We start from the raw sequence: 13,024 nt of genomic DNA on the forward strand, positions 1-13,024 counted from the left end.
CCTCGGAACTATCGTAACCTTCCAAGGTTAAAGCTAAAGTAGTCTCCAGTTTAAGTTTAGTTTAAAAAAGCTATTTCAGCGGTTTGTTGTTTCCCTGTTTCCCCTTACCACTGTAGATATATGTCTGGACACCCGTATCGGAACTGTCTACCCGCTTGCGAAGACCCATCTCACGAATCAACAGGTCTACAATGGATAAGCCTAGACCTGTGCCTTTTGTGTCGGAATTCGGTTGCATTCCCGGACCCCGATCCTGAATAACGATGGCCGTCTCACCCTGAATCTCCTGAGTTGATATACCAATATATTTCCCGCTGGCGGCATGGCGGATCACGTTTTGGAACAAATTATCAAGAATACGGCGCATGCCCTGTTCATCCATATGCCAGATCAGCGGTTCCTCTGGCAGGTCAATATCAATCTCAAATTGCTCTTTCTCCCAGACCGGGTACCAGGCGGCCGCCGTTTCCCTGACGATCCGCAGTATATCTTTCTCTTCCAGCTTCAGTGTATATTTCCCACTTGTGAGCAAATTGTAGGATAACATGTTGTCAATGAGCCCACCGAGGTCCTCCATCTTTGCTTCCATGCGATGTAATGAACGGTCACCTTGCTCGCTCAACTCTTCCTTGTGCAAAGCATGCATATGTCCACGAATCACCGTTAGCGGGGTACGCAGATCGTGGGAAAGCCCTGCAATGAGACGTTTGCGCAATTGTTCTTCCTCGCGTTCACGGTGGCGGCTGTCGGACAGTTGATGCACCATCTGATTGAAGGATTCTTCCAGTTGACCAATCTCGTCTGACCGGCGGATATCTACCGGAAGCGGGAGGCCTTCCTTGCCTGTGGTCATCATGGCCGTCTGCAAACGAATAAGTCGTTTGCGAATGCGTGCAAAGAAGAGAAACGACATAATGATGAAGATCAGAAAGATGAGGGTCATTACGATACCAAGATACAAAAGTTCCATCGGCCAGTTACTCTGATTCATTTGCAGAAGTGACCGCGGCACTTCAATGATCATGAATCCCTGTCCTTTGTCCTGCTCATCTCCGCCAATATATGCAACTACGGTCAGTGGATCACGATAGGAGGCTTCTTTCATGAATTGCACGGTATTGTTCGCATTCCATAAGGATGGAATATGAGTCTCTGTCGTTTGCCCGGAATCCAGTGACCATCTCAATGTCGTGTCTGTTCTGCCATCCGGCGACGTGGATTTCAGAAGCGTTACATCTTCACCACCGAGAATAAAGAGGGTCTCACCGCTCACATTCACACGATACATGGAAGATTTGGGATATGAGTCATGTAATTGCTCCAACCGGGCCTTAATCTCTTCATCCGAAGCACCATCCAGGTTCTTCGATTCACGTGACCAGATATTACTGATCCTAGTAACATCACCGTAAGGTGCTGCTCGGTCTGTGTTCGTATTATTCACTACGACAATATATATAACGGATATGATTGGAAGGACAACAGGCACAAACAATATTGCCGCCAGGATCAGGAGGATGTATCTGGACATCAAGGAGCGCCCAAAGCGAAGCTTGCGCCGCCTGGATTGCTTTTGATCCATGCTTCGTTCTCCCTTCCGTTCTCCCTTCATGATCTTCCGTTCTCTGAACCACCGGATCATGGCTTCTTCACACGATATCCCACACCACGGACCGTCTGAATAACTACAGGATTGGCCGGATCAAGCTCCAGCTTTTCGCGTAGATGTCGAATATGTACCATTAAAGTCTTGTCCCCATCCAGATAAGGCTCGTTCCAGACGGCTTCATAGATCTGCTCTTTCGTGCGAATCATGCCCATATGTCGTAGCAGGTAGGCGAAGATGTGGAACTGTTTTCCCGATAAAATAATCTCATCTCCCGTCTCCTCATTAACGATCCGGTTGTCCTTCTCATAGATGGAGAGATGATCCAGCTTCAGGGCAGCATCCGTGGATACCGCTGTTCCTGCCTTACGCAGTTGTACTTCAATCCGGGCAGCCAGTTCATCGGGGTGAAATGGTTTGGTCACATAGTCATCGGCAAAATCAAGACCGTGCAACTTATCGTCAATGGACGTTCTGGCCGAGAGCATGACAATAGGCACCGCGGGATGTTCTTTTTTCAGTCGCTGGCCCACCGTAAATCCATCCAGCCCGGGCAGCATGACATCCAGAATAATGAGTGAGCAACCGATAGCAGCCTCCGCTGCACCTTCACCACTGCCGAGCCATACCACCTCATAACCGCGCTCCTCCAGATCGGCTCTGACCCAAGTCGCAATTTCCGTATCATCTTCAATATATAACAGTTTGGTTTTCATCCGAATATTCGTTTCCTTTCTGTCCCCATTGGGTTAATGATATATCTGAGCATAATAATGATAAAAGCTGCCTATAACATATGGATTCATGTCTTATTGAAACAATGTTAAAGTCCTTTACGTTACCACACATTCTAATTATAGCGTATTCATTAACGTGGGGAATGTCATATTAATCAAGTCTACCAAGTACATACTATATCCACACCTGACGGGAGGAAATTCATCATGCTGCTGGAAGCCATCTATCATCAACCGAAACGTAACTGGGCCTATGCCTATGACCAAGATACAATCCATCTGCGCCTGCGTGCCAAAAAGAATGATCTGACCGAGGTACATGCCCTGACCGGGGATAAATATGCGTGGGATGCAACCAAAGCTCTGGTTCCCTTAACGAAGTTCACCTCTGACTCCATGTTCGATTACTACGAGGGTGAGGTGAAACCTCCCTACCACCGACTGAAATACTCTTTTCTGCTCAAAAACGGAGACGAACAGATCTGGATGACCGAGACGGACTTCCAGGAAGAAGAACCGGACGATCCGGGTCGTATGTTCCAGTTCCCTTATATTCATGCCGGAGCTGTATTCACACCCCCTGCATGGGTTAAGGATGCGGTGTTCTATCAGATTTTCCCTGAACGATTCGCCAACGGCAACCCGGATATTAGTCCGGAAAAGGTAGAGCCGTGGGGCGGCGAGCCAACACCTTTCAATTTCTTCGGCGGTGACCTTCAGGGCGTGATCGACCATCTGGATTACATCAGCGATCTTGGCATTAATGCGATCTACTTCACACCCATCTTCGAAGCCACCACCAATCACAAATACGATACCGAAGACTACCTGCGGGTAGACCGGCACTTTGGTGACGCAGATACCGTGAAACGACTGGTCGAGCTGTGCCATGCACGCGGAATTCGCGTACTTCTGGATGCTGTGTTCAACCATTCCGGGAAGACATTTGCGCCGTTTGTGGATGTGCAAAAGAACGGAGAACAATCCAAATACAAGGACTGGTTTCATGTACATGAATACCCGCTGGACGTGAAGGATGGCATTCCTACGTATGAGACCTTCGGATTCGAAGCGCACATGCCAAAGCTGAATACGGAGAATGCCGAGGTTAAGGCCTATCTGCTGGAGGTTGCTGAGTACTGGATCAAGGAAGTGGGTGCGGACGGATGGCGGCTGGATGTGGCAGACGAAGTGGACGATGCATTCTGGCGTGATTTCCGCCGTGTAGTCAAAGCGGCTAATCCGGATGCCTACATTCTGGGGGAAGTATGGAACGAGTCTTCTTCCTGGCTGCAAGGCGACCAGTTCGATGCGTCTATGAACTATCCGTTTACCGATGCCGTGAATGCTTTCTTTGTGAAAAATACAATGCACGCCGAACAGTTCGCAAACTCCATCGGGCGACAGTTATCCCGTTATCCGCTTCAGGCTAGCGAAGTGGCGTTTAACTTGCTGGACAGCCACGACACCCCGCGACTGCTCACGCTGTGTGAAGGCGACCAGCGCAAGATGAAGCTGGCTGCGTTATTCCAGTTCAGTTACATGGGAGCGCCATGCATCTATTACGGAGACGAGATTGGCATGGATGGCGAACATGATCCGGGCTGCCGTAAATGCATGGAATGGGATGAAGCGAAGCAGGACCGAGAGCTGTTCGACTTTTATCAGAAACTGATCTCCCTGCGTCATGCTCATCCTGCCCTGCGTGCAGAAGGCACCGTTCGTTTCCTGCAGGCTCGTCCCGATGGCAGCCAACTGGTATTTGAGCGACAAAATGAGGAGGAACGCATTTTGGTTCTGTTCAATCGATCAGAAGAGACGGCTATTGTCGAGCTGGAGGCTGGGGACGAGGAATGGACCGAGTTATTTGGCGGAAACCATCGTACCGCCCAGGAAGATGGCGTACTCGCCATTGAACTGCCCGCGTATGGATATGCCGTATTGAGTACGGCTGTGAGTCAGGACTAGAGTTATAATACACATCATACATCTGAGCCACATCTAAATAGCCTATCTTCGCTTCATCTGGCAGCATAAAACAAGCGTCCTGCAGAACCCTGATTCGGGTTCACGGACGCTTGTTTTGTATTTTTGTATTCGCCGTTATACATAATAATGTCACTATTTATATATCGGTGGTCCCGGTTCAGCTTAAACCTGAGTATCCTTGTCCATTTGAGCATTGTCCGCCCCACTTGTAGTTGTGTCAGAATCCGCTGGCTTTGACTCCTGCTCAGGCTCGGCACGCTTTGCCTTTGGTTTAGCCAACTTCTGCATCATTTTGCGGCCGGTTGGTGTCTGGGCCAGTCCGCCCTGGGCTGTCTCCCGATGGCGGCTCGGCATCGCACTGCCTACTTCCAGCATGACGTCGATGACTTCATCTGACGGAATAGCACTACGCACTCCGGCCAGGGCCATGTCAGCCGCAGCCAGCGCCGTAACTGCACCCAGTCCATTACGGACGATGCACGGGATTTCAACAAGGCCTGCGACCGGATCGCAGATAAGGCCCAGTGTATTTTTTAACGCCAAGCCTACGGCATGAACGACCTGTTCCGGTGTACCTCCACGCAGTTCAACCATGGCACCCGCAGCCATGCCGATTGCAGAACCCACTTCCGCCTGACAGCCACCCTCGGCACCGGAGATAAATGAATTGTTGGCAATAACATAACCAATCGCTCCCGCACAGAACAACCCGTTCACCAAATGTTCGTCCGTCCAGCCAAATCGCTCCTGTGAGCTAATAAACACACCGGGGATGATGCCGCAGGAACCGGCTGTTGGTGTTGCCACGATCCGACCCATGGAGGCATTCACTTCAGATACACACAGGGCATACGCCATGGCAAGTGCGGAAGCATCTCCTGAACAAGTCTCACCCTTGCGGATGTACTCGGCCATTTTTTTGCCGTCTCCACCCGTTAACCCACTGCGTGATGTTGTATCTTCCGTTAACCCTTTGCGTACCGCTTCCTTCATCACTTGATAATATTCAGACATCTGCTTCACAACATCTGCTTCTGGTGTATTGGTCTCCTGAACCTGCTCCTCGATCATCAGCTGTGCAATTGTTTTGGATTCCGCTGTACAGATCGTATTCAGTTCGTGCAAATGTTTAAACCGCATCCGAACCAACTCCTCTCTTCAAATCGATAACACGAATGTCCAGCACATGGTCGAGCTCCTTTAGACGCTTGAGCATATCGGGATTAGGCACACCATCCATTTCCATCGCGGTAAGCGCTTCGCCATCACGGGCTTTCCGGTCCACCTGCATATACCCGATGTTAACCCCGGATGAACTGATCGTGGACGTTACCGAGGCGAGCACCCCCGCTTTGTCCGCATGTCGCAGAACAAGTGTCGGAAACTCACCACTAATCTGAACACGAAAATCATTCATCGCATGCACCGATACGCTTCCACCACCAATGGATGCACCGATTAAGGAGCAGGCACGTTCTCCATGCCACAACTCAATTTTGACCGTATTTGGATGAGGAGCAGGCAGGCCACTTGTATAAAACTCAACCTCCATGCCCGCTTCCTCTGCGTATTGCTCTGCATCCGGGATACGCGGATCGTCTGTGACATAATCCAGCAGACCGCCAATCAGTGCCAGATCTGTTCCGTGCCCCTGATACGTATCAGCGAATGAACCGTATAACGTCAGCCGGGCACGATCTGGCGTACATCCTAGCCACTGTCGAGCGATTCTTCCCAGCCTTGCTGCTCCAGCTGTATGTGAACTTGAAGGCCCCGTCATGGACGGACCAATTATTGAGAAAACATCTTTAAATCGCACCTTGTAACCCTCCAATTAAATTCGTCATTTCCATCCAGATTCCATGCCGTAATGTTCCTTTTTTGCTGAATGATGACATCAAAAAAGGACAGAAGAAGGCCTCAGGCCCTCTCTCTGTCCTCGATACCTGAGAGTTTCACAATCAGCAGTGTCTCACGACAAGGTGCATTGTCTGCAATTACAGACAAGGTCACCGGACTGACTGATCATATACCCCTTGGGTGGCGCAGTTCGCGCACTCTCCAGAGTTGCGTCCAACGATGGTACATTTACCTGAGAGATTAACCACTGCGCCGGGTGCGCAGCGGCTTGCTCCTTCGGTGCCTGAACACTAGCCATTTTGCTTGGCTAACCCAGGTCTCTCCCGCTCGTTATCATCCGCTTATATTCACTTCCTCGTTCAACTCACATCGAACGTGTGTCTTCTGTTCAATTGGATCATATCTGGTACATATACTTACAGATTAATATGCTACACATTATATGTCAATAAAAGTGACGTATAATTACCATCTTTATCAACTCATTAGGAATGATTAGGCAGCTTCAATTCATTTATCCAAGCTTGAAGCTTCTCTTTCGTCCATCCTTCGTTTTCACCCATAATGGAGTAACGCAAGCCATTCTCACTCCATGATATGTTCCGAATGCTCTTCATATATGAACCCTCGGTGTTACGAACCTTAATCTTGGCTTCATCCGGCATTAGTGTATCGTCCACATTTTCTTCCGGCATCTTGAATACCGTCAGGCTGACTTCTACCTTGTCGTTACTTACGTAATACAAGGTTACTTCATCTCTGCTCAGCTCACCGCGCGATGTAGACATTTCGATCCGTGATAGTTCGAATTCTCCACTCATGTCCTGTAGGAACGGCTGTTCCAACGCTTTTTCCGCTTCCTCTAGGGTCACTTCGGAATTCTGCATCATATCGTTCAAGTCCTTCACATCGACCTCCTTAGGGATGTCAATTACGAAAGTATCCTTTGTGAATTCAGGGTCATACTGAATCGGATCATAGACCATTTCTGATTTTCCATCCCCATACGCGCTGTTTACTTTGACAATCATCCACGTTTTGGGATCTACCCAATACTCTGAAGATATGGAGAATGCGCCTTCTTCTTTTGGTGTCAATTCAATATGAATGACGTCCTGTCCATGAAGTTTCTCCTGTCCCATCATATTCACATCATGCGTAGTACGTAACCGCTCTAGTTGATCGAGCAATATTTGCTTCTGGGTTTGATTAGGTTGTTGTGACACGGATGATGCATCCATGGAATATGCTGCCCCTGTTTCTTTTTCATATATGATGATCTTCTTTCCATCATTAACTGCGTAACTGACATTGCCATTCTCTGATGTTTCCGTGCGCTTTCGTCCGGTTTCACCATCTACCCATTCCTTAATTTGCAACGTGTTAGTCAGCTTGTCATCTGCCCATATCTTCATCACACCTTCCGCATAATACGAGGCGGGTTCTGTTTCTGCTGAGACAACCTTCTCAATCATCTCATCTCCTGACATAGCCAGCATATCCTTCTCCGCGCAACCTCCAAGCAGGGCGCCTGCCAACACAGCAGTACCCAGCATCATCCATCCTTTTTTCATCATCTTATCCACCCTCTCTGCGTTTACATTCTCCATGTTCAGGCAATCGGCATGCTGCCAGCGTTCCATATCCTTCGTATGACCACATGCGCATATCCCCTCCGTGCTTTATCGCAACCCGTTTGGCTATACTCAATCCCAATCCCGAACCACCTGCATACGTCTTCTCCTCCTGATTCTGGTGTTGAACATAGGGTTCGAAGATACGAATGAGCTGTTCTTCAGGAATAGCAGGACCTTCGTTTTGTACTATGATCAATGTTGCTCCCGCCCTGTAGTTATCCAATTCAGCTCTAAGCGAAGGAATAATCCATTCAGGAAGCTCCCAATCTGAAGCAATAACCCCTAGTCCCATTACACCGTTCGTCCTTGTGTGGCGTAGTGCATTATTTATCAGATTATCTGTCAGGCGCATCAGTTGTTCGGGATGAACTCGGTACAGTTGATCTGTGCGGACATCCATCTTCACGTCAATCTGATCACGCTCGGCAAGTCCCTCATAGCTCCCAAGCAGCATATCAAAAAACTCTTCACCTTCCACCTTAACCATGGCCATCTCCGATTCACTGGAACCCAGCGCCGTATACATCTCAAGTTCACTAATCATCTGTTTCATCCGCTCCACATTTCCGAGCAGCACATCCTGATATTCCTGCCTTTCAAGGCGTTTCAGTTGACGATCACCGTTAAGTACTTCCGTATAGGCACTAATGGACATCAACGGTGTTTTCAGATCATGGGATAACGAGGCGATCATGAGCTCTTTTTCTTTTTGCTCCCTCTCCACATCGGCCTGAGTATGTCTGATCTTGTCTTGCATTGCATCAAACTGTTGGAGCAAGATGCCCATTTCATCATGACGAACAGGTACCACATCCGTAGCAGCCTCTCCCCGTGCAAAAGCATCCATTCGTTCTATGAGATATTTCATCGGCCGAAAGAGCTTTCGAGATAGCAACCACAGCACTGTTCCGTATAACAGGATAAAGAAAGTAGCAGTGAGACCCATGACCCAGGTTGTCCGCAAGGATATGCCTTCCAGCCAATCTCCACGCAGCATGACGATTTCGTAAATGCCAACCAACTCACCTTTTTCCCATACGGGTTTCTTCAACGAGAATGTACGATGACGAATCTGTAATTTGTACAAATTACGATACAGCTCCCGCCCCCCCAACGGTGTAAGCTCCAGAAGACCATGTACTCCCCCCTGATGTGTACACCCGAATCCCTGTTGGTAAATACAGATCAAAGTTCACCCGACCATTCTCCAATTCGGAGAGTGCAGCGAAAGCATCAGGCGAGTGCAGCTGGTACAGTCCCGGGTCAGATAAAGCCAGTTCAATAGGAGCTAATTGTCCGGACAACTCTACATATTCCGTTACGGCACGCTGATCATTGTAATAGTTATACAGGGAGTACAGCGCCCACCCAGCAGCGACAGGCAGCAGCATTACAATGAGGAAGGCAAGCATTAACCAGTACTTCAACTTCATTCCTCAGGCTCCCCCACGAACCGATAGCCACTACCCCACACCGTCTGAATCCAGCGTGGATGATGGGGCTCGTCACCAAGCTTGGCCCGAAGGCTCTTCACATGAACTGTGACTGTACTCGAGTTCCCCGCCTCTGGCTGACTCCAGACATGTTCATACAGTTCCGCCTTGGTAAACACCCGGCCAGGATGAGAAGCAAGCAGTATGAGCAAAGCCCATTCCTTGTTGGTTAGTGCCACATGTTCTCCATGAAGCTGTGCGCGCTGATTCAAATAATCAATCGATAACCCATCGTTATACTGTCTATCTGTCGAATCCGGCTCTACGCCCTGATATCTGCGGTACCTATTCAGATGAGATTTAATGCGAGCTGTAAGTTCCGTTAGACTGAAGGGCTTCGTAATATAATCGTCAGCTCCCAGCCCAAGCCCCCTGACTTTGCTCTCTTCCTCAATTCGAGCACTCATCATGAGCAGCGGAACATCGCTGATCAGTCTAATGTTTTTGCATACCGTGAACCCATCCATTTCCGGCAGCATCAGATCCAACAAGACTAATTGATAGGCTCCCTCCCTAAAGTCTTCCCAGCTCTCCAAACCGCTTGATGCCCAAGTTACCCCATAACCCTCATGACGTAGATGATCTCTCAAAATACGGGCAATCTCCGGATCATCCTCCACCAGCAATATATTCTCGCTGTCTCTCATCGCTGCTTCATCCTCCCATGACTATATTGTAGCTAAGAAAAGTTGACTCTCCTCAGAGTTTATACTTTCTTCATAAATGTCCATTACGATCGTTATCTAATGCATGCAAAAAGAGCACCCCGATTGTTCAGGACGCCCAGGTAATATTCACAATCTTAATCCTAAGTTATAGCTCCTAGAAAAGGAAACACCTCATAACTCATAGAAGATGCTCTCGTTCTGTACATAGGGTCTACAATACTTGCTGCACAGCTTCGGCATGCGGTCTTTCATCCATTCGTGTCTCGACTCATTCGCCATCTGAAAGGCATAATAACCCAGTGTAAAGATCAACATGAATCCTTCCATTAATCGGATATCACGATCCGTCAGTGGTGCGGTCTGTTGGGTATAACCGGATAAGAATATGTCACGTTCCTCCCGATTGAACATAAGTGCTGCCCCTCCGGCATCGAAAAGATAATAACCATAACCGTGTAGACAAAAATCAATCATGGAAATTCCCTGCTCCGTTATCAGCAGATTGTTGCGAGTAATATCCCCATGAATGATCCCCCATGTCCCAGCGTGCTGCGGGTATGTTTCTAGCTGCTCATTAATGTTCTCAAACGTCTCACGAAGCAGATCGAAGTCTTCCGTTGTGAAAATCCCCAGTCGGACGCCTTCCTCTAACTGCCCTAGCATGACCAAGTTCTCGTGGGCATTGCCATATGCCGGCCGCACCTTTGTTCGATCTGTCTGATTCTGATCATGCCCATATTGATGAAGCATCTGCAGTTGTGCCCCAAGATCATAGATCTGCTCTGTTGTCAGGCGTTCTCCCTGCTGGATGTCCCTTCCCTCAATCCACTCCAGTACCGTACAACAAATCTCTTTCCCTGCCTCACTTGTCCATACCGTTACCCATTCACCCGATGCATTGCGTACCGGATGTTGAACGCGCAATGCTGTCGTTGCGTTTAACTCATGAAGCAGGTTCATCTCTGCCTCCAGCGCAGGAAGCGTATGCTGAATGCCTGTCATACTTGCATATGCGGCTTGATGGATACGTAGCAGATACTTCTGCCCGCTTGCTTCATCAACGACATGATATGTCAGATTCTCATTATGACGAATATATGAAACGACAGGTTTCTCAATAGTGTAGTTCTGTATAATCTGAGCTGCCATAAGGTCGTAAGACATCTGATCCGTAGTAATTATCAACATCTCCTTCAAAGTAATGTAAACGTTCTCCTTATTACTAATTATCGTAGCATGATTGCTTTACACACAGCAAATTCTTCCAATATGAAATCAAAAAAGCACAACCCCCGAACAACCGTCCAGGCATTGTGCTTTCTTTTATCTCTATTTATTTCTTTATCTCTATTACTCTATGTTACACTCCATGATCCAATTAACCGAAACGTCCCATAATGTATTCTTGCGTTAGACGATTGTCCGGGTTCGTGAAAATGTGCTCTGTATCACCGTGCTCAACCATACTTCCCAGATAGAAATAAGCCGTGTAATCCGAGATGCGTGCCGCCTGCTGCATGTTATGGGTAACAATGACAATCCGCAGCTCCTTCTTGAGCTCGGTAATCAACTCTTCAACTTTACCCGTAGATACCGGGTCAAGTGCAGATGCCGGCTCATCGAGCAGCAGAATCTGTGGTTCAACAGACAAAGCGCGAGCGATACATAGGCGCTGCTGTTGTCCACCAGAGAGAGACAGAGCTGACTCATGCAGTCTGTCTTTCACTTCGTCCCAGAGCGCAGCACGGCGCAAGCTTTTTTCCACAATTTCATCCAGTGCCTTCTTACTCTTCGTACCGCGGTAGCGGGGGCCAAACGCGATATTGTTGTAGATGGACTTATGAAAAGGATTTGGCTTCTGCCACACCATGCCAATCTTCTGGCGAAGCTTGATTACATCGGTTCCAGGCTCATTCAGATCGTTACCGTCCATCCAGATATGTCCCTCTGTACGGGAACCGGCAATCTCGTCGTTCATCCGGTTGAGTGACCGGAGGAACGTGGATTTACCGCAACCAGACGGCCCAATAAGAGCCGTTACGCTTGCTTCAGGAAACGTCAGGCTAATCTGCTTGACCGCCTGGAAATGTCCATAATATATGCTTAACTGTTCCGTACCAAAAGGTATGGCCATGTTGGTTCCTCCTTATTTCGAAGCTGTCATGCGGCGGAATACAACCCGACCGATCCAGCGTGCACTTAGATTGAACGCCAGCACGAGAATGACAAGCACGGCGGATGCCCCTGCTGCCACTTCTTTGGAATCTGGCCCAATACCTTCACTATTCACTTTCCAGATATGGACAGCAAGTGTCTCTGCCGGACGGAAAGGATTAAGCGGTGATCTTGGACTCGTCGGATTCCAATCTGTAAAGTCCAATGGTGGACTACTCATACCTGCGGTGAACATCAGCGCGGCTGCTTCACCGAAGATCCGGCCCGATGCCAAGATCGTACCCGTAATCAAGCTCGGCAATGCCACAGGCAGTAGAATGGAAGTGATAATTTTCCACTTGGACAGTCCAAGCGCCAGACCTGCTTCCTTCTGTTCCTTCGGAACGGCACGGAAGGCCTGCTCCGTTGTACGTACCATCAGTGGCAAGTTAAAGATCGCCAGAGCCAAGGCACCCGAGATCAGGGAGAAACCAAGACCAAATTGATTTACTAGCAGCAAGAGACCAAACAAACCAATAACGATGGATGGGAATGATGACAATACTTCAACGACCAGACGAATGAAGCTTGTAATCTTGCCTGGTTTGGCGTACTCCGCCATGTAAATTCCGCCGCCCCACCCGAGTGGAATGGTAACAATCAAGGTCAGGACAAGCAAGAATACGGAGTTGAAGAGCTGTGGACCAATTCCGCCCCCACCCTTGAGCAACTGTGGTGCGCTCGTCAGGAAGTTCCAGCTAATATGTCCAATGCCTCTATACATGATGAATCCAAGCAGACCGAGCAATAGAATAACAATGAATAGAGCCAATACAACGATAACGGATGTTGCAATTTTATCTACCGTCTTTGCCTTCAT

The 13,024-nt window shown here is 48.5% G+C and carries 12 protein-coding genes and 2 riboswitches; of the genes, 1 reads left to right on the forward strand and 11 read right to left on the reverse strand.

Annotated features, from left to right (window positions below; genetic code table 11):
• Positions 1-70: 70 nt before the first annotated feature.
• Together QF041_RS18180 and QF041_RS18185 are read right to left on the reverse strand one after the other, a co-directional pair.
• A complete protein-coding gene (locus QF041_RS18180; protein ID WP_307415214.1) occupies positions 71-1,582 on the reverse strand; it encodes a HAMP domain-containing sensor histidine kinase in 1,512 nt (503 codons plus the stop codon).
• 56 nt (positions 1,583-1,638) lie between these two features.
• A complete protein-coding gene (locus tag QF041_RS18185) occupies positions 1,639-2,322 on the reverse strand; it encodes a response regulator transcription factor (RefSeq protein ID WP_307415215.1) in 684 nt (227 codons plus the stop codon).
• Between the two features lie 228 nt (positions 2,323-2,550).
• On the opposite strand from QF041_RS18185, the gene QF041_RS18190 reads away from it, so the two are divergent.
• Positions 2,551-4,311, forward strand: coding sequence for an alpha-glycosidase (locus QF041_RS18190; RefSeq protein WP_307415216.1), 1,761 nt, complete (start codon positions 2,551-2,553; stop codon positions 4,309-4,311).
• 183 nt (positions 4,312-4,494) lie between these two features.
• On the opposite strand, the gene sdaAA is transcribed toward QF041_RS18190, so the two are convergent.
• The 9 genes from sdaAA to pstA all read right to left on the reverse strand — a co-directional run bounded on the left by sdaAA (position 4,495) and on the right by pstA (position 13,024).
• Entirely contained in the window at positions 4,495-5,472 is a 978-nt protein-coding gene (sdaAA, locus tag QF041_RS18195; protein WP_307415217.1) for an L-serine ammonia-lyase, iron-sulfur-dependent, subunit alpha, read from the reverse strand.
• Entirely contained in the window at positions 5,462-6,151 is a 690-nt protein-coding gene (sdaAB, locus tag QF041_RS18200; RefSeq protein WP_307415218.1) for an L-serine ammonia-lyase, iron-sulfur-dependent subunit beta, read from the reverse strand. The genes sdaAA and sdaAB overlap by 11 nt, the downstream gene beginning before the upstream one ends.
• A 112-nt stretch (positions 6,152-6,263) precedes the next feature.
• Positions 6,264-6,399, reverse strand: a riboswitch (glycine riboswitch).
• Positions 6,400-6,403: 4 nt separating this feature from the next.
• A riboswitch (glycine riboswitch) is annotated at positions 6,404-6,528 on the reverse strand.
• A 149-nt stretch (positions 6,529-6,677) separates the two neighbouring features.
• A complete protein-coding gene (locus QF041_RS18205) occupies positions 6,678-7,769 on the reverse strand; it encodes a LolA family protein (RefSeq protein ID WP_307415219.1) in 1,092 nt (363 codons plus the stop codon).
• Position 7,770: 1 nt separating this feature from the next.
• Positions 7,771-8,916 (reverse strand): sensor histidine kinase, encoded by a 1,146-nt coding sequence (locus tag QF041_RS18210; RefSeq protein ID WP_307415220.1) that lies wholly within the window; start codon positions 8,914-8,916, stop codon positions 7,771-7,773.
• 1 nt (position 8,917) lies between these two features.
• Positions 8,918-9,262 carry a hypothetical protein gene (locus tag QF041_RS18215; RefSeq protein WP_307415222.1) on the reverse strand — a complete coding sequence of 115 codons (345 nt, stop codon included), beginning with the start codon at positions 9,260-9,262 and terminating at the stop codon, positions 8,918-8,920.
• Complete coding sequence (locus QF041_RS18220; protein ID WP_307415223.1) at positions 9,259-9,969, reverse strand: response regulator transcription factor; 711 nt, start codon at positions 9,967-9,969, stop codon at positions 9,259-9,261. The genes QF041_RS18215 and QF041_RS18220 overlap by 4 nt, the downstream gene beginning before the upstream one ends.
• A gap of 192 nt (positions 9,970-10,161) precedes the next feature.
• Positions 10,162-11,178 carry a phosphotransferase enzyme family protein gene (locus tag QF041_RS18225; protein WP_307416999.1) on the reverse strand — a complete coding sequence of 339 codons (1,017 nt, stop codon included), beginning with the start codon at positions 11,176-11,178 and terminating at the stop codon, positions 10,162-10,164.
• Between the two features lie 190 nt (positions 11,179-11,368).
• The gene (gene pstB / locus QF041_RS18230; RefSeq protein ID WP_145152038.1) at positions 11,369-12,124 is read right to left on the reverse strand and encodes a phosphate ABC transporter ATP-binding protein PstB; all 756 of its coding nucleotides are present in this window, start codon (positions 12,122-12,124) and stop codon (positions 11,369-11,371) included.
• Between the two features lie 12 nt (positions 12,125-12,136).
• Positions 12,137-13,024 carry a phosphate ABC transporter permease PstA gene (gene pstA / locus QF041_RS18235; protein WP_026081329.1) on the reverse strand — a complete coding sequence of 296 codons (888 nt, stop codon included), beginning with the start codon at positions 13,022-13,024 and terminating at the stop codon, positions 12,137-12,139.

This window comes from Paenibacillus sp. W2I17 (genome assembly GCF_030815985.1).
GTDB lineage: Bacteria > Bacillota > Bacilli > Paenibacillales > Paenibacillaceae > Paenibacillus.